Annotated in this window: 12 protein-coding genes; 6 read left to right on the top strand and 6 right to left on the bottom strand. The window is 60.4% G+C overall.

The window, feature by feature from the left end:
* Positions 1-13: 13 nt before the first annotated feature.
* The 6 genes from ACFJIU_RS29970 (at position 14) to ACFJIU_RS29995 (ending at position 5,800) form a co-directional block, all read left to right on the top strand.
* Positions 14-988 carry a thiamine pyrophosphate-dependent dehydrogenase E1 component subunit alpha gene (locus tag ACFJIU_RS29970; protein ID WP_379066184.1) on the top strand — a complete coding sequence of 325 codons (975 nt, stop codon included), beginning with the start codon at positions 14-16 and terminating at the stop codon, positions 986-988.
* Positions 985-1,959 carry an alpha-ketoacid dehydrogenase subunit beta gene (locus ACFJIU_RS29975; RefSeq protein WP_379066186.1) on the top strand — a complete coding sequence of 325 codons (975 nt, stop codon included), beginning with the start codon at positions 985-987 and terminating at the stop codon, positions 1,957-1,959. Before ACFJIU_RS29970 ends, ACFJIU_RS29975 begins: the two co-directional genes overlap by 4 nt.
* On the top strand, positions 1,959-3,311 hold the full coding sequence (locus ACFJIU_RS29980) for an aspartate aminotransferase family protein (RefSeq protein WP_379066188.1): 1,353 nt from the start codon (positions 1,959-1,961) through the stop codon (positions 3,309-3,311). The genes ACFJIU_RS29975 and ACFJIU_RS29980 overlap by 1 nt, the downstream gene beginning before the upstream one ends.
* Before the next feature lie 152 nt (positions 3,312-3,463).
* Complete coding sequence (locus ACFJIU_RS29985; RefSeq protein WP_379066190.1) at positions 3,464-4,171, top strand: 2-oxo acid dehydrogenase subunit E2; 708 nt, start codon at positions 3,464-3,466, stop codon at positions 4,169-4,171.
* A gap of 97 nt (positions 4,172-4,268) precedes the next feature.
* On the top strand, positions 4,269-5,105 hold the full coding sequence (locus ACFJIU_RS29990; protein ID WP_379066192.1) for an IclR family transcriptional regulator: 837 nt from the start codon (positions 4,269-4,271) through the stop codon (positions 5,103-5,105).
* Positions 5,106-5,113: 8 nt separating this feature from the next.
* Positions 5,114-5,800, top strand: coding sequence for a hypothetical protein (locus ACFJIU_RS29995; protein WP_379066194.1), 687 nt, complete (start codon positions 5,114-5,116; stop codon positions 5,798-5,800).
* A gap of 50 nt (positions 5,801-5,850) precedes the next feature.
* Here the strand turns inward: ACFJIU_RS29995 and ACFJIU_RS30000 are convergent, their stop codons facing one another.
* The 6 genes from ACFJIU_RS30000 to ACFJIU_RS30025 form a co-directional block, all read right to left on the bottom strand.
* Positions 5,851-6,489 carry a hypothetical protein gene (locus tag ACFJIU_RS30000; RefSeq protein WP_379066196.1) on the bottom strand — a complete coding sequence of 213 codons (639 nt, stop codon included), beginning with the start codon at positions 6,487-6,489 and terminating at the stop codon, positions 5,851-5,853.
* Between the two features lie 267 nt (positions 6,490-6,756).
* A complete protein-coding gene (locus tag ACFJIU_RS30005) occupies positions 6,757-8,319 on the bottom strand; it encodes an Eco57I restriction-modification methylase domain-containing protein (protein WP_379066198.1) in 1,563 nt (520 codons plus the stop codon).
* Positions 8,320-9,153: a phospholipase D-like domain-containing protein gene (locus ACFJIU_RS30010; protein WP_379066200.1), complete on the bottom strand. Its 834-nt coding sequence runs from the start codon at positions 9,151-9,153 to the stop codon at positions 8,320-8,322.
* On the bottom strand, positions 9,150-11,261 hold the full coding sequence (locus tag ACFJIU_RS30015) for a hypothetical protein (RefSeq protein ID WP_379066202.1): 2,112 nt from the start codon (positions 11,259-11,261) through the stop codon (positions 9,150-9,152). Before ACFJIU_RS30015 ends, ACFJIU_RS30010 begins: the two co-directional genes overlap by 4 nt.
* A 100-nt stretch (positions 11,262-11,361) precedes the next feature.
* Positions 11,362-15,567, bottom strand: coding sequence for a DEAD/DEAH box helicase family protein (locus ACFJIU_RS30020; RefSeq protein ID WP_379066204.1), 4,206 nt, complete (start codon positions 15,565-15,567; stop codon positions 11,362-11,364).
* Positions 15,560-18,304 (bottom strand): hypothetical protein, encoded by a 2,745-nt coding sequence (locus tag ACFJIU_RS30025; RefSeq protein ID WP_379066206.1) that lies wholly within the window; start codon positions 18,302-18,304, stop codon positions 15,560-15,562. The genes ACFJIU_RS30020 and ACFJIU_RS30025 overlap by 8 nt, the downstream gene beginning before the upstream one ends.
* Between the last annotated feature and the right edge of the window lie 90 nt (positions 18,305-18,394).

Here is an 18,394-nt window from a genome sequence, read left to right on the forward strand (position 1 = left end):
AGGAGAAACTCTCTTGAAAATCGAGGATAATCTGCTGATTTCGCTCTATCACCTCGTGGCCAAGGGCCGCGAGCTGGAGCGCCAGATGACGAAGCTGCCGGGTTTCCATCCCGGCGTCGGTGAGGAGGCCGTTGTCGTCGGCTCATTCTTCGGTTTGGGCGAGCGCGACTACATCGCTCCGCACTATCGCGGCGCGCTGCTTGCAGCCCATATGCGCGGCGCCGAGTTGCGAAAGCTGGTGGCCGGTGTGCTCGGCAAGGTCACGTCCTATTCGCGTGGCCGGGTGCGGGGCGATATCTGTCTGCCGCTGAAGTTCAACACGCTTGGCATGTTCTCGGGCGTGCTCGGTAATCCGATGAACATCTCCACGGGCCTCGCGCTGTCGCTGAAGATGCAGGCGCAAAAGGGCGTGGTGGTAACGAGCTTCGGCGAGGGCACCAGCAATCTCGGTGCCTTCCATGAAAGCCTCAACCTTGCCTCCTGCCTTTCGCTGCCGATCATTTATGTCTGCCAGAACAACGGCTACGCCATGTCGACGCGCACCGAATATGCGCTGAAATGCGCCTCGGTGGCTGATCGCGCCGCGGGCTACGGCATGCCCGGCGTACAGGTGGACGGCAACGATGTGGTGGCGGTGCACCAGGCGGTGCAGGCGGCGGTGGCCCGAGCCCGTGCCGGCGAGGGCCCCACCCTCATAGACGCCCGCACCTATCGCATCAGCGGTCATTACAGCGCCGATGCCAATGGCTACCAGCCCCCTGAGGAGCGCGAGGCGTGGCTGAAGAAGGACCCGCTGCTGCGCATCAAGGCCACGCTGCAGCAACGCGGCATTCTCTCCGAAAGCCAGGTGGCCGAGATAGAGGAGGGGGCCAGCCGCGAGATCATGACGGCGATCGAGGAAGCCCAGGCCGATCCGGACCCGACGCTGGAAGTGCTCGGGCCCGACGATCTGTATTGCAATAATGAAGTGCTCGAAGGTGTGAAATGAGCCAGCTTACGTTCCAGGAAGCGGTCGTGGCCGGCATTGCCGAGGAGATGGAGCGCGACCAGCGCGTGTTCAATCTCGGCCAGGACATCGGCCCCGTCTACAACGGCGCCATGCACTCGGCAAAAGGTCTTGGCGAACGCTTCGGACCTGCCCGCGTCATCGAAACGCCGATCAGCGAGGCAGCGATGATGGGCGCCGGCATCGGGGCGGCGCTCGGCGGTATGCGCCCGATCGTGCAGATCATGTTCGCGGAATTTCTCGGCCTTACGATCACGCCGCTCGCCTGCGATGCCGCAGCGATGTGGTACAAGTCCGATGGGCAGACCTGTGTGCCGCTGGTGGTGCGCGTGCTGTTTGGTGCCGGGCCGCATCGCGGCCACTCCGAAGACTACCAGGCCTGGGTGGCCAGCGTGCCTGGGATCAAGGTGGTGATGCCGTCCTGCCCGCGCGATGCCAAGGGCCTGATGAAGGCGGCAATACGTGACAACAACCCGGTCGTCTTCTTCGAACATATGGGCATCTACCATGCCTCGCGCCAGGAAGTGCCGGAAGACGATGCCGTTGTTCCGCTAGGCAAGGCCGACGTCAAGCGCGAGGGTGGCGACGTCACCATCGTCGCAACCGCGATGATGGTGCAGCATTCTCTCAAAGCCGCCGAGCAGCTGGAAAAGGACGGCATCTCGGTCGAAGTCGTCGATCCGCGCACCATCGTGCCGCTCGACCGCGAGACGGTGCTGCGCTCGGTTGCCAAGACGCGCCGGCTTGTCGTCGCATCCGAGACCTGGAAGACCAGCGACCCGCTGGCGGACCTGGCCGCCACTGTGGCCGAGGAACTGGGGGGCAAGGTGCGCATTGCGCGGATCGGCCTTCAGGACACGCCGCGCCCCTTCGCCTTGCCGCTTTCCCGGGCGGCGATGCCAAGCGTCCAGACCATCGTCGAAACGGTTCACCGCGTGATGGAGCCAAGGTGATGTCGAACGCAAGCGCGCAGGACATACCCACAGATAGCCACATCTTCTTCCGCAGCGCCGGCTCGGTCAATCCGGTGATCGAGCGTGCCGAAGGCATCTATTGCTACGATGTCGCCGGCAAACGTTACATCGACGGCATGGGCGGCGTCGGTGTCGTCAGCATCGGCCATGGCGTTCCCGAGATCAGGGAGGCGGCCATGGCCCAGATGGATAAGGTGTGCTTCGCGCATCCCTTCCACTGGAAGAACCAGCCACACATGGAACTGACCGAGCGGATCGCGAAATTCGCGCCTCCGGGAATGACCAAGATATTCATGTGCTCGGGTGGCTCGGAGGCGACCGAGACGGCGCTGAAGCTGGTACGCCAGTATCACCTGGAGAGGGGCAGCGTCTCCAAATACAAGGTGGTGTCACGCTGGAGCAGCTTCCATGGCAACACGCTGGGCTCTCTGTCTATGACCGGCATGCGATCGCGTCGCGACCTGTTCGCGCCGCTGCTCCAGGACTTTCCCAAGATCGCGGCCTGCAATTGTTATCACTGCCCGTTCGAGCGCGAATATCCGAGCTGCAATATGCCCTGCGCGCATGATCTGGAAGCGATCATCAAACGCGAAGGCCCGGAAAACATCGCCGCTTTCATCGCCGAGCCGATTGTTGGAGCTGCCGGCGGTGGCCTCACCGCGCCGGACGACTATTTCAAGGTCATCCGCGAGATTTGCGATCGCTACGATATCCTGATGATCGTGGATGAGGTCATCACCGGCTTCGGCAGGACCGGCAAGAATTTCGGTATCAACCACTGGGGCGTCGTGCCCGACATCATCTGTACCGGCAAGGGGCTGAGCAGCGGCTATTCCCCACTGGGCGCGGTCATCGTGGCCGAAAAAGTGTTCGAGCCGTTCCGCACCGGCCGAGGATTTTCCCACGGCTACACTTTCGGCGGCAATCCGCTGTCATGTGCAGTAGGCAGCGCAGTGCTCAAATACATCGAGGATCACGGGCTGGTCGACCGCGTGGCTCAGCTCGGCGCTTATTTCTTCGAAAAGGCGCAGGAACTGTACGAGCTCGACATCGTCGGCGACATTCGCGGCAAGGGCTTCTTCATGGGCATCGAGTTCGTGAAGGACAAGAAGACCCGCCAGCCCTTCGCGAGTTCGGCCAATGTTGCCGGCAAGATCGCTGACACCGCCTTCACCGCCGGTCTGATCGTCGGCGCTGGCAGGGGCGGCATCGACGGTGTGCTCGGCGACCATATGAATCTGGCCCCGCCCTTCATATGCGGCGAAAGCGACCTGGACGAAATCGTCGACATCGTCAGGGCTTCCGTCCTGAAGGTGCAGAATTCGCTCTAGGCCAATTGCGGGAAAGGGGCGGAGAGCTTTCGGTCCGGAACTGCGTAAAGACAAAAAGATAGCGATCCAACTGACCGGGGGCAGGGGCAATTTTCCCTGCCTATTACGCCTTGGAGACGAAAATGAGTGGCGAGCCAAAGTCGAAACAGGGCGTGCGCATCAAGGAAACGGTTTCGCTGACGGGCATGAAGCGGGCCGTCGCCGAACACATGGTGATGAGCCATCAGCAGGTCCCCTCCGTCACCGTCTTCGCCGATCTGGAGATGGATGCCTTGCTGACTTTCAAAAGGGAAATGCTCGACGCGGCGGCGGCCGAAGCGGGGATCAGGCTCACCCTCACGCCGATCGTGATCAAGGCCGTCGCCGTGGCCCTCCAGCGCTTTCCCCTGCTCAACGCCACGATAGGCGAGGACGGGATTCAGCTGCTCGACGAGGTCAATATCGGCATGGCCGTCGCCCTGCCGGACGGCAATCTGATCGTGCCGGTGATCCGTAACGCTGGCAGCATGACAATCATTGAGGTCGCGCAGGAATCGAACAGGCTGGCCGCCGCCGCGGTCGCGGGCAAAGTCTCGCTGAACGATGTGCGCGGCGGCACCTTCACGGTCTCCAATGTCGGCTCCGTTCCCGGCACGCTATGGCAGACGCCGCTGGTCAACCACCCGCAAAGCGGCATACTGGCGCTCGGCCGTGTGCGGGAAGCCCCTGTCGTCAGGGACGGCCAGCTCGGCGTCGGCAGGCTGATGGGCGCGAGCCTCAGCTTTGACCATCGCGTCATCAGCGGGCTGCCAGCGAGCGAGTTCATGGCCTGTCTGGCAGAACTGCTGCGCATGCCGGAAATGGTGCACGCAGCCGATTGATTTCGATGCGCGGTTGGATGCGCGTGCGCTGGATTGCTTGACTGTGCAATCTCGGCAGCCGATATTCGGTCCCGTTTGGTGAAACTGGCAAGGGCGCATGCAGCAGAAGGAATCAATGCAAGGCATGCAGAGCCTGGAGCGGGCGGCGATGACGTTGCGCGTGGTGGCCGGCATGGGCACTTCGGGCGCCAAGCTGGCGGACGTGGCCGAGGCGACAGGCCTTAGCCGCTCGACCGCCCATCGCTTCCTGGGCGCGCTGACACAAGTCGGATTTCTGGAACAGGACGACGCTTCCGGAGCTTATTTCCTCGGCATGGATCTCAGCCACTTCGGAGCCATCGCGGCAAATCGCTACAGTTTGCGCGACATTGCCCAGCCGTCGATGGAGCGCCTGACCGAACGGACCGCCGACACGGTCTATATGTCGATCCGGCGTGACTACGAATCGATCTGCGTCGAGCGTTTCGAAGGCGATTATCCGATCAAGACACTGACCCTCGACGTGGGTGACCGCAGGCCGCTCGGCGTCGGCGCTGGAAGCATGGCGCTGCTGGCTTTTCAGAGCGATGAGTTCATCAGCCGCGCCATTGCGGTCAACGCGACCGCGGTGAAGGCGGCGTGGGGCTTCACTTCGGCGGAGCTGTTCGAATTCGTGGAAGAAACGCGCCGCAAGGGGTTCGCCTACAATCCCGGCCGCGTCGCGCCCGGCATGACGGCCATAGGTGCGCCTATTCTCGGCGCCAACGGTGACGCCGTGGCCGCTCTCGGCGTTGGGGCGATCACCAGCCGCATGACGCAGGAGCGCTGCGCCGATATCGTTGCCTGGATGCTGGAGGAGGCACGGGAGATCGAGGCCAGCCTGACGCGTCTGCTCGGCCCGCTCAACGCACAGGCGGTGCGGCGGCTTGCCCGCAAGACCCCGCGCCGACGATAGAGGCGCATTTGCACAATCTGGATTTCAGTTCCTGGCACAGCGTCCTCGTCACATTCATTGGGCTGGCGCTGTTCACGCTCATCAGCATGGGCATTCGCTTGCTGATGATGATGACGATCCAGCAGCGCCGCGAGCGCATGAACCGGCAGATCAACGAGCGCCTGCGCGTCCTGATCGCTGCCTACAAGACGCTGGGCGGATCCTTTACGGGCAATCTTTCCGTCGACCCGACCCACCTGCGTGATTTGAAGCGACGTGCCCAGTCCGCTGGAGACGCTGAAAGCGAACTGGCGGATAGCGGTGTAACGGGATCCGAGCGGACAAGACGGATTCGTGATGCTGTCGAAGCAGCCCTGTCGGACATCCTTCTGCTTGGAACCGAAGCACAGGTTCGGTTGGCCGAGCGCGCAATACGAGAACTTATCGCGGGGCGTCCGGTGCACATCCACGAGCTCGTCGTCTCGCTGCGCGATTTCATTCGCGAGGCGCTGAGCCTCGACCCTATCCCGTCCGATCTCGAGATACCCATGCAAGGCCCGACCCGGCCTTCATCGGGGACCAGCAGGGGCAAGGGTGACCGGGAGAGTGGTGCCGGTCGCGGCAGCGGCGGCGGAGGCGGCGGAATGGGCATGGGCGGGATGGGTGGCGGCATAGGCGGCACGTTCGAGCCCGACGATCCGCATCGCCAAAGCTGATCGGTGAAGCGGCTTGGCGGAGCTCTCCCTGAAGGTCTCCCATGTCGGCATCAGTCCACGCGATGGTCGCCTGGCGGTGCCTCATCCTTCCAACCGGCCAGCTCCGGCAGGTCGTCAAGCCAGCTTTTCTCCGTCATCGAGGCATCGCCAGCCGACGGCGCAGACTCGGTGGCGTTTTGAATAAGCCAGTCCATCCACTTCCGATAGGCACGCGCGTCCAGTTGCGGCGGCAGCACCTTGGCCTTGGCCAGCATGCGTTTGCGGAAACTGACCTGCCTGCGCAGCTTGGTCGTCGTGAACTTGATTAACTTGCCCTGGTATTCAACCGTCCAGCGCCCATCTCCGTGGCTGGTGAGCCTGTCGATGGCGAAACCGGGATCGACCGGCCTCTCGCGCCAGGGAAGCTCGATGGCATTCTTCCTGAGGTCGAGTGCCCATCGCCGGTAGGTGGCCCCCGCACGCTGCGGTGGCAGCACGCCGGCCTGTTCGAGGATCTTCCTGCGGAAAGTCGTCTGCTTCTTGATCTGCCCCGTCGTCAGCTCGATGCGATGCCCACGGAATTCGACGTGCCACCGGATCCTCCCGTTGCCGAAATACTTTACCAGCCTGTCGATGACGAACTCGTCATCGGTAAGCGTCGCGCATCCCTGCTGGATGCTTTCGAGAATGTACTGGCTGTCGGTGGGCATTGCGCGGCCGGACCTCTCGGAAGCTTAGAGAGCAAAAAAGTTGAGGACCAATTTCACCACCATATCAGTTGTTGGTTCCCGGCAGCTTTCGAACTTTCTGTCTCGCACAGTCGATTACTATCTTTCAGCCTTGGTATTTCAGCCTTGCGGGCGAAGGTGGCCCGTACGGTGCTGCCTCTCGACAGGCTGCCGTTTGGTTACCCCTCCAATCCTGCCGCCACTTCGGGTCAAAAGTGCGCTTCAAGCGATAGAAGACGTTGTGGAACACTAGGGCCCCGGGGGAAGGGGCATCGGCAGCACTGATAGCAGGCGGGCCGGAATGGATGCAGAGCCACACATGCGATCCAGCTGCTTCCCCACGGCAGAGGAATTCAACGCAGCTGCCAGTTGGCGTGCCGGTACTGGATCATCACGGGTAGGGACCAAAAGGATCACATGGTTTTCAGCAACGATCCCACAGTGTCTGATCACGAAATCATGCGGGATCTCGGCCGCCGTGATCCGACGCTTTTGATTGCGCGCAGAAGTGCGCTGGATGGCAACACATCCTGTTTCAACGAGATAATTGGCGCCTGCTGGCACGTCGACCCAACCATGCTTGCGTAGAAGGGCGCCACGTTCAAAATCAAAAGACCCATCCTGGCCGATAGCCTTGGCCCAGATCAGCGGTACACGTCCCTTCCCACAGGTCTCGTGGATTCGCTCCTGTTGTCGGTTTGCCACGAGATAGCCGATCCGAGGGGTGTACCCCCAGTCGGCCAGTGTCGAGGGGAGGTGCTGCGCTTCCCCCGGCAACACCCAAGGGCCATCACCAGCCGGCAGGCTGACTTCACCCTCCGACAGAACCTGACCGGCCCCCGAAACAAAATTGGACAACGCGGTTTCCGCATCCAATCTCTCGCACTCAATCTCACGGCGCCGCAGTACGAGCACGCAGGTGTCTTGCACAACATCGGTGAAAACGGTCTGCCTTCCCTCGATCATGTCAACGGCCATGACCTCGGCCATTTGACGAATGCGTAGTCGAAAGCGCCTAAACTCAGGGCCGCCAATGAAAGAGGCCGGGATGATATAGGCGAGGATTCCACCAGGGGGCAGAGCGGCAAGACCGCGGCGCACGAACACGGAATATAGATTCAGTCTCCCAGCGGCGATGTCGTCATACCGGGAAGCTTCAGGTGGGGCGTCCTTCGCCGCCAAACGCAGAAATGGTGGATTGCCAATCTCATGATCGGCCTTGTCGTCGACATCAGCCGCCAAGCTGTCCCCGGTGGCGATCAGCTCAAGGGTGCCGGCCAACGCGGGGGCCATACCGTATTCAACGGTTAAGCAACGATGCAGCAGTGCGTTGGCAAGCTTGGCGAGATCAGGATCAATCTCGCGGCCCATTAAGTGGGACGACAACATTTCAATGATGTCGCTATCGCCCTTGCCGGCTTCGCGCCAGCGCTTCACCATCTCTCGAGCGATTGGAACTATGAAAGCGGCACCACCGGCAGCGGGGTCGCGAACGCGTTCCTTGGTGATGTCGACACCAAAGTCGGCGGCACGGCCCAGCAGATAGCGGACGAGGCCTGGCGGGGTGAAATAGGCGCCGAGCTTCTTCCTGCGCTCTTTGCCCATCAGTGCCGCGTAGACGCTGGCGGCGGCATAGTCCATCCATGCTGCATCAAAGCCAGAGAGCAGCTCGGCTGCCTCGACCGAGCAGGTTTGGTGCACAATCGACAAGCTGGCAGATAGGGCCGTGCCCTCCTTGTCGCGACGGTGCATGTTCATGATACGGGTGACACGTTCTTCCGGTGCCATCCCTGCGGAAGGTGAATGGAGCATTCATGACACTCCCACGGGGATAGCGATCCGCTGCACACTGCGTACCAGCGCGGCAACGGCATGGGCTGCCTTGCCCTTCACGATGATGCCGAGCTCCATCGAATGCCGGTTGTACATGGTCATGTTCGCGCTGCCTACGTAAGCAAGATCGCCATCGGCAACAACGACCTTGGCGTGGAAGGTCTCATAACCTTCACCGGCCGGGATGAAATAATCCAGGACACGTATGCCTCGTCGGTTCATCTCGGTCAGCAAGGGTCTGACAACGTGGCCGGTATTTCCCGCCAGCCGTGTGACCAGTGTCTTCTCTTTTGCCTGGCTTTGATCAAAGGCGCGCATTGCAAATTCTGCACCTACTTTGTTCACAAACGGGCTCATGATCGTGATTGAGGTCACGGCAGATTGGGCGATTCGAGTGATTTCGTTGTCGGTTGATTCCATGCTGGCATGAACCGGTCCCTCGATCGGCAGGACTTGGGTCAATCTGCTGGGTGCAGCCGGCAGTGTCACGACAGCCACCGATGCAGCCTCTGCCAATACCTGTATGCGCATCTCAGCAGCGCCGGCGAGATAGCTCGACAAACCTCTGGGGATAGGCATTTGAGTGAGGCGCCAAGCCGAACCGTCTTTGCGAAGCCATCCTCGATTCTCGAAATTGCGCGCCACTCTCTCGACAGACGCTACCGAAAATCGGCCGCTCAGGGTTGCGGCCGTTATCGACTGGATGCCTTGCTCAAGCCGCTCGGCCAGCGCCGCCGCAGTACCACAGTCCTGTCCAAGGGTCGCAATGAGTGATCGGCCGACATCTATTCCCAACGCAGTGATCGAGGTCATGGGCGGCCAGCAGCGATGTCCAGATAGCCAACCAAGTACCCCGGTGTGCTGTCGAAACGCGGCTTGCCGCGCCCGACTAAGACAGAACGAGACAAGAGCTCGTTCCGGGTGATGCAAGCGTTCTCAGGAATAAGAACGCAGTCGGGGCATGCGCTACCACGATGGTTGCAGACACTTTCTGATCCGCAGCGCAGGCTCGAGGGGGTGAGCATGTGCTCGAGCACATGGTTGCCCACGTCTGGATCGCCCTGGTCGCGCCACATCGAAGAGAGGTTACCCAGATCCATAGTGGTTCCCCGACGGTACACCAGGAAAGCCAAGTCTGGCACGAACAGGTGCTCACCGAACGAGCCGAGGTCGAGGCCGGACATAGAAGAGCATGTGTCGATCAGGTGATGTGCCATGGTGTGCAGCAGAGTGTACACGTATGGATAAGCTTGGCGCGGCAAGGCGCCTTCACGGCGATACTCATCCAGAAAGCGGGTGAAGCGGGTGTTTCGGTCGCCGTCCAGTGCGTGGAAATTCTCAATGAGCTGGCCACCGAGCCGCACGCTGCTCGCCGCTGGTGGAAGCAGTATGTTGTTGGCGGTCAGCCATTGGCGAACGAGATCCTCGTCAAGTTTGATGTAGAACCCTTCGTTCTGTTGAACCGAGCACAGGATCGGATGCTTTGAATCATCCGAAACCTCGACTTTATCGAAGAGCCGGAGCCGAACCGGCATCTCAGCATCGCCTGCCTTGTCGCGCATCACCACCGGCGCTGCCGAGGTGCGAGTATAGGCAAAACTGTATTCACAAATGCCCACACCGCGAAGGAGCCGCATTTCGGAGATACCGAGGAGCGCCAACCGCTGCCGTGAAGCTACCTCCTGGCGGCGCAAGTCGACTTCGCTGAGGCCATCGGGTCGCAAAAAGGCATCGAGCAGAGCCACATCGACCGAGACGGCCCTTCCATCGGCCATTTCGCCCCCACGAAGCTTCTCTTCTTGGAGGGTGAGATGCTCAACGGCCATACGCAGTGGATCGTGCTTGCGGACATAATCACGCCGTCCCCGGCAGGCTGAGGCGATTGCCTCTGGTGCTTGGGCATAGGCCTTGAAGACCGATCCGGCCCATTCGTCATCCTGGCGTGCGATCTGTTCGCGCTGGGCTTCAAGCATGCCCTCCGTGACGCCAGCCATCGTTTCGGCCATCCGCAGCATTTCTTTTATCAGCCGGTAGTGGGTCCACTCTTTTTCGCGCCCGGCCTCTCGTAGAATGCGCTCACGGTCCAAGTCATCGAGGGACGCGATCGGATAACCGTACTGGGCAGATATCAGCCGCTCGAGATCGGCGGTCTGCCTGTCGTTGAGTTGGGCAAGGTATTTGTCGTCCTGGAAAACCAGTAGGCGATCGCCATGCACGTAATACGCAGCGGAAGCACGGTACGAGACCGGCTCCATATTGATCTCACCCCAAGTGGCCAATTTGGCGTCGATAAGCGGGCCAAGAATTTTGAGACTTTCGCGGTCGCGCTGGAGAATCTGCCTAGGTTGTTGGCACGAGACACACTCGAAATACCAATTGCCCAGGGGCCCTGGCGGGCGCCGGAGCTTGAAGCGATCATTGCTGCAGTTGCCGCAGCTATTGATAGGCTGGATTTCCTGCCGTTCAGAATGCCAGTGTCGGTATTCCGGCGTAATCGGCTCGACCTCGCCCGACCAGTGAGCAAGAACGACGTCGAGCTGTTCCCAATCATCGGCGCAGTTGCGAGCTCCACCCTCCGGGCACGCGGACTTGAAGCGTTCGGCGTCGCGCTGGAGCGTGTTCGCGTCTCGGCTATTCCGGTAAAGTCCGCAGCGACCGCATGCGAATGCCAAGGGAAACGGCTTGTATTCGGCGCGATTTGGAATTTGGAATTCAAACTCGCCGATCGAGACGCGCACTGAGCCGTCGACGATAACGCGCTTGTCGACGGCAAGCTCAAGTGGAACATCGTGACGGAGATTTTCCCCTTTGCTGGCACGATCAGCCCATGTGCTGAAATACTCCTGGATCTGTTCACCGATAGTGTGCGCTGTCACAGTTGAAAGCGCGGCACGCGTATTGTGACCGGTGGGCAGCGCCATACAGGCGCCTCGCCCACCCTCGAACGTGAAAAGACTATGCGGAGCATAGGCGGTAGCGATTTGCCCGCGCGACCTTTGCATTACTGGAGCCTTGGCCATATTAGTTCTCCGGGTCCAGTTCGTTGCCAGCAGGTCGGCCGGCCCCACGGTTGCGCACGAAGGCCATAGCGTCGGCCAAGATTTCTCTGTCGATGTACTGGTGCGGCTCGATATGGCCGGCAGCGTCGACATCGCGCAGGCTGGACATGGGCTTTTTCAAACCCGTCAGCCTGTTGTCCCAGAATCTATACAGCTGACCCGTGAATCGCCCTGACGATGCTTCGTTCAGGATTCGGCGAAGCTGCTCTGTAATCAGATTTGCGTAGTAGTCGGGGTTCTGGGCTCGACCTTCGAGCGCCTGAAGACCAATCGCCTCCTGGATAAAAGCGGTGCAGTCACGCAGAGCGGTGGGATCGGACAGGATGCGGTCCAACTGTTCCACGCTGCCAGGAAATGGCACCGAGGCCTTGGCTTGCGGGGGGCTACCAGCAAATCGGTTCTGGAAATGGACGCCGGCCAGCCAGGTCTGTAGGAGCGATGGTACTGTGCGGGCGATCGCACGATCGGCCCAACGCTCCACGGCCGGGGGCGAAATCATCCGTTCAAGCAGGCGATGGAAGGACTCGTGGACTTCGACGACGAAGCGATCGCGCCTCGTTTGTGGGGTTGGCACAAGCAGAGAAAAGCCGACATGTGTTCGGCCAACACGGGAAGACGCTTGGATATACTCGGCAATGTCCGAAGGCATGCCGGCGAAAGCCATGGAGTTGAATGCCTCGACGTCGACTCCATGCGAGATGGCGCTGGTGGCGACGATGATCCGCAGCGCGTCGGAAATGTCTTCTGCCATCGGATCAAAAGGCGCTTCGGCCGCACGGATGACGCGCTGGATCCCGCCAATATCAACACCGCCGGAGATCAGCTCGGTGAAGAAGCTGGAGATCTCATACTCCGGTCCCATCGCCGCATGGGCTTCCAACGCCTCTGCATTCAGTGCAGACAGAATTTGATCGCCACCCTTCTTGTTGGTGACATAGGTCAACTCAATACGGTGGAGATCAACCAATGCCGCTAGGCGCTCGACATCGGTTTGCCCAGCAGCGCGCACCGCTGCGCGTCGACCCGCCGCGTAGGGAGCGTCGGACACGCAGTCCTCGATCTCAGCGACTGCACGCTGACGGCGCGCGGGTTCGGTCGATGCAAGATCCCTCTCCCAGCGCGTGATCGTGGCCGCGTGGGCGGCGAGAACTGAGATCGTGGTGACTGTGTGCAAGCGCCCATTGGTCATGATGCTGGCATAGAGCCTTGCCCAAGGCGCCGCCCTTTCCTTCTCGCGAGCTTCGCTCGCCGGGTCGCTCAACACGCCAGCACGGTTAGCGCCGGCGCCACCGGCATCGAAGTCCGCCATCCCGCTATAGAATGTGGAATAGAGGGATGGACCCGGATGGGGAAACTGACACACGCGCCGCTGATAGAGGGCGCGAGCGTGTTTAGCCGCGTCGGAAACCGTTGCCGTCGCACCAATGACGTGCGGCAAGCGAGGCAATTCAGGTGCACCGGGAATATGTGCTGCTCGAGTGCCCAACAAGACAGCGAGCCTTTTGAGCCAGGCAAACAATCCAGTTTCAAAAATCCCCCCAAACGTACCCAAGCTTTCTTCGAGCAGGTGCATTTCGTCTTGAATGATCAAGCTCGGGAATGGGTCGATGAACAGCTCTCGCCCACCGGAATAGGCCGGGGCTACAGCTTGGAGGGCACCACTGTCGATGGCGGCGAGCGCGGTACCAGAAGGGCGGTCAAGCAGCTGAGCGCCCGTGGGCTCGACCGCTCTCGCCATGCCAAACATACCCGCGATGGCATCGACGGTATGGGGATTCTGGCCAATCAACGCCAGCTTGTCGATCGTACCCAGCAAGATCGAAGGCGCACGTCGGTAAATATCAGCGTCTGTTAGCAGGAATGGGAGTGGCACCTGCCGCCCCTTCGGACGGTGCAACACATTCCAATCGCATCGCGGGTTGAGACAGACGATACCAAGCCGGTGATGCTCATCTGGAAAGAGACGCAGGGCGGTCGGTGTCTCGGAGCTGCAGAATGGACAGGTCGGCAACTTGTTCCAGGCTGCATTGGCCGCGCGATAACCGCTGACGCCAGGTGCTGAGCCGTTGAGTAGTGCTTCTTCGTCGGCACCACGAGCCGAATTCGAAGCCGGGATCATGGCAATATCGTCGAGAACACCCCCGCCTGGTTTCTCCACGCGGTTCGGCGTATTGCCGCCACCAACCCAGAAGCCGATCTCGAACGGAGCCCCAGGCACGTTTTCCTGCACGCGGACCAACTCGGCTTGCGCAAGGAGCCTCGCAAGGCGCTGAGCCTGCTGCACCGTCAGCAAGCGCAGCGGGTAATGCATCATGGCGGTAACGCCCCGATGCTTGCCGCGCAGACGGTCGAGAAACAGTCCAAACACGACGGTGCCGAAGAAGGCCTCGGTCTTGCCACCACCTGTCGACATATAGAGGAGACTGACCGCTTCTTCGTCGAAGTCGGCTCGAAACACGTCATGGAATTCCGGCAACCTGGATGCCAGCGTTGGAACATGGGCAAGGATGAATGCCAACTGGAACAATCGCCAGCCTGGCTGCGCTTCGTTCTCCCCGTGCCGACTAGCCCGGCTGAACGTGGCGTTCAACAGCAACCAGGTGCGGTAAGGGATGGCTTCCCAGGATTCCGGGCTAGTCAACCAAATCCTCTGCGAGCGCTCAAGGGTGTCTATGCCAAGTTCGACACGGCGCGCTTCGTAGTTCCAGGCGCCGAGATCGGTCTGGAACTGCTCGCGCTGACGTAGTTCATCATTCGCATCACCCTCGTCAGGACGAAGCGACAGGTTCGTCGAGGCCATCACCTGCACGCGCCAAGCGTCCATCTCGCCCACTAAGCCACGCAGATTGCCGACCGGTAGAAGAGGATCGGCGAGACGGGCATAGGCTGTGGGTACGGACGGAATTCTCCGAGCCAGCATTCTCGGCAGCACATAACGTGGAGACCAGGTCGTGCACATACTCCGGGTTTGCCCAGATTGTCCCAGGTCTTCTACCCCGCCATTCACCCCGATTGCCGGCATGTTCATGAAGCCGTTGAGGTGATAGCTGCGCTTGACGCGCTCCAGCCTCATCGGCGCCAGAGCGCTTTCGGGGAGCCTGACAACTAGGCTAACCGTGAACAGTCCACTTTCCAGTTTGGGATCGGTTTCGCGCAGGTTCTCGAGTGCGATCCGTAGTGAGTGACTGCCTGGGGCGGTCACATCCGGGAGCGCTTGGACGAGCAGGCCAGCCTGGATAGGCGGGATCAGATCTGCTGGCACGGGCGCGTCGGCGCGGGCCCGGGCCAGGAAACTGTTCCACGCATCGGGGGTCCAAAAATCTTCCGATTCTGGTCGGCGCCGACGCCACGCCCATGCTTGTCCCTCGGCGCTGCCAATAAAATCCAGACAGGCTTGCCGGATAGCTGCCACCAGCTGCGCACTGAACGCATCCGCAGAGCGTTCCCAAGCCAAGCGATCTACGGGAAACGCGAGAGCAAGCGTCTCCACCGGAACGTCGATACGCCGCCACTTGCTGGGCGACTCGTACTGGCGTGACAACCGGTTGGGAATTCTGATCCGGGCCCGCACGGGCCCAGCTGACGGCGGCTGCTGTCCTTCATCTGCATCACTATTGGGGTCGTCGTCGTTGCCCTGCTGAATCAGCGCTCCCATTGGCACGACAATGCCCATGGCTTGGTAGACTTCAGTCGCCACCGCCGTTTTCATTTCTGCCCGGGCTCGACCCGTTTGCAGGTCAGCAACATTGCCCATGCGCTGCTTGATCTGTTCCTTGACGATCAGCTCGGCTTCTTTGGACAGCTCAGCCCTGGGCAACTGCCGCCCTTCGCGCTGGAAGAGATCGTCCGCTGTGGGAAACACTCGGATATAGACAGAAAATGTTGGAGTGATCTCGATCTGCCCAACGTCACCACGCACACGGATATCGAGTCCATGCGCCGGCAATCGAATGTCGCTCGACTCATCATCGCCATTCTGGTCGTGGCGGGGCAGGATGAAACCACTGCTGAGAACACGGGAGGGCTTTGATCCCAGGATGAAACGGCCTTCCTCCCCGGCGCCCGAAACCACGCGACGGGTGCGCTCAACAATCGCATCGCACACCGCTTCCTTAAGAATCTGCCGATCGTCCGGGGACATGCTACGCAGCGGCAATGGCTCAACCATGGCGAGGCTCCTCTTTCAAGATTTCGATACTCTCGACCTCGTCGACGGCATCTTGGAGCGACAGCCAGAGCTGCCTCAGGCCGGCGCTGCTATCCTTGACACCATGGGCGCTCTCCGGATCGAGGACGAATTGGACGACACGCTGATTGAACTGAAAGCCTTCTTGAACCCGGTACGACCGCGTGGGCACAATGGCAAAGTCCCAGAAGGTTCTCGCCATCAATTCGCTGAATCCATTGGCTTCCATGAACAGCTTGAAGCGGGACCAATCACGGGCGGCGCGAGGTTGCCTGCCGCCCTCGGCGCTGGCTGGCGCCGTGTCGGCGGTCAGCCAACGCTGGACATTATGTATCTCATGGTCAGCTATACCTGGATTGATTTCTCGCATACGGTGCAGGATGGCCCGGGCTTTGTCCAAGTCCTTTACCCCGGGCGTCCGTTCGCGAAGCTGCCCCACGATTTCGTGGTACTTTGCGAGCTGTGCCAAGCTCTTGTGAGAGGTGGCCAATGATGACCGGATACGATTTCTGATGGCCTCATCCAGAACCAGTATGTGATCACCGCGCTCGATCTCACGCGCCGGCAGCTTCTCAAAAAGCCGTGCCTCTCCCGACGTGAACACCAAGACATCGCTGTTCGGTCGGTAGATAATGCGGTGAGACGAAGTGTGAAGGCGGACGCGCTCACCCGAGTAACGATCACCCTCGCGGGTCAGATCGATCTCTTTCGCCCCCGCGATCGGAGCAATTCGGAACTCGGCCTCTCCAAGATCGAGCTTTTCGTCGAGCCCTCCGCGCTTGAGTGCTGCCTGCAGCCCAGACGCCCGATCTGCCACTGCAGCGAAACCTTCAAGCCGGGTCAGCGGCAAAAGCTCTCCGACGAGCAACCCCGCACCGGAGGCATCGCCCAATAGAACCACGTCAGAGGGCGTGCTCTCACCTACCAGGAGAGTGCGCAGCGCCTTCGAGGTCGGGCCAGTGACAATCAGTTGATCATAGTAGGACTGATCCAAAACCCCTGCCAGATCGTGGTGATCACAGACTGTGCAGTCCCAACCAAGCGCCCTGTCTGATCCCAAGACAATCTCAGCAATGCGGCGATCCGGGACCGAGAGAAGAATGCGCTGCGGGCGATCCTCGAAGGCCAGCATTTCACTCAGTTTGGCTGAGACTGGGGTTTCATCTTGCCATTCGGCAACGAGCTGTTGGATCCTTTGCAGGATTGGTCGTGCTCGCCCATTGTCAGCTCCAGTCGCTTCGATGGCAGCCAGATCGGCCAGGGCCATGCCTTCAAGGAACATGGCGCGGATTCCGCTATCTACATCGTCATCGGCGTCGAACAGGATGCTTGCGGCTGTACGCGCTTCAGAGAGGCCAAGCGGCAGGCAAGCTATGCGACGGACGAACGACAGTGCGGTCGCGGCGGCCCGGATGCCTTCGAGATTGCCTGCCTCCCTGAAATTCCTAAGAAGATCGAGTAGGTCATTGCGCAAGCCAACGAGGGACGCGTCTTTGATGTCAGCGTGGAAGGCAACTCTTGGGAGTTGGGCAGGCAGGTCCGGCGATGCGCCGAGCAGTCCACGGTCGGCCAAATAAAGGCCTATCTCGATGGGATAGGCCCGCTTCGGCTTTACCTTCGCATTGTGGGAACGGATCAGCCGGCTAGCCGACTTAAGCGTGAACGGATCGTCACAAATCGCAACAATGCCGGGACGCTTTCGCTCGAGGCCATCTAGTGTTTCGAGGAGAATTTCGAGGCGCTTTTCCCATTGTTCACCGAGGTCGGCCTTTGAGGCTCTCGTCAAGTCCACAACAATTAGCTCGATTGGACGCTCTTCTAAGAGGTGATGATTGAGATAACGGCGAAGCCTTTTCAGTGACCGTTCACCTGGGAGCCCCAGGATGGCAAAAGGCGTAGTTCTCGGATTGCCAATTGAAGCTCGAGCGTTGGTGAGACTGGCACCCGTTTCGTTGAGGTGCGTATGCTGGCTGACCCTGCGCAAAGCCTGCTCTGCGTCCGGTGAATAGCCAGCAGAGGACGGGGGGAATACCGCGGTCGTTTCGAGAAGGGTCGGGTTTTTCACAACCACCTCAACGCGCGGCCGCCCGCGAAGCCGACGTCGAGGCGTGTTTTCGGGAAGCAAATCCCGCAAACGTAACTCGACCATGCACAAGTCCCTATGTGCCAGACCATCGCCGGTCATCCAGGCGGCACCAGCAACATGATCGTTCATTGCGTACTTTGCAGTGTCTGCGATGTCCTGCGGATGAACGAGGATCGACCGGGCAGCGCGCGTAAGACCATTGCGCCATGGCCAGACGGCGACCGATGCTGATGCCAAGCGACCTGATGAGCGGGCCTCGCGCATCGCCAAAGCGGCCAACGTGAAGCCGTTCCCGGGCTTCTCCGGCCAAGCAAGGATTATGCGATCTTTGCCATCTTCAATAGATTCAAGCAGGGCTTCTACAGCAGGTCGACCAGCAGAAATTGTCGACCAGGACTCTGGAAAAGCCGTGGTTGCGTATCGAGAATTGGTAGCAGTCGTCACGCCAGGCCGCGATACGCGGCTGTCCATCGGAATAGAATTACGGCGCGCACCATCAAGAAGGGCGCGAATACGCTCGCCCTTCGACTTTTCACCTTTTGCTAAACGCTCGCTCCAGCCACGTGCGGACCAGTCGCGCCCCGAACCACTACCCAAATATACCGCCCCCCACGCGGCATTATTGGCATGCATTGGAAAAAAATCGAGCCAGAATCACGCTAATGCGGTCGGCAAGATCGATGTCTGTCCATGTGGCCCATGTCGGGCAATGTCCGCTATTCT

The sequence above is a fragment of the Mesorhizobium sp. UC74_2 genome, assembly GCF_042701485.1.
Lineage (GTDB): Bacteria > Pseudomonadota > Alphaproteobacteria > Rhizobiales > Rhizobiaceae > Mesorhizobium.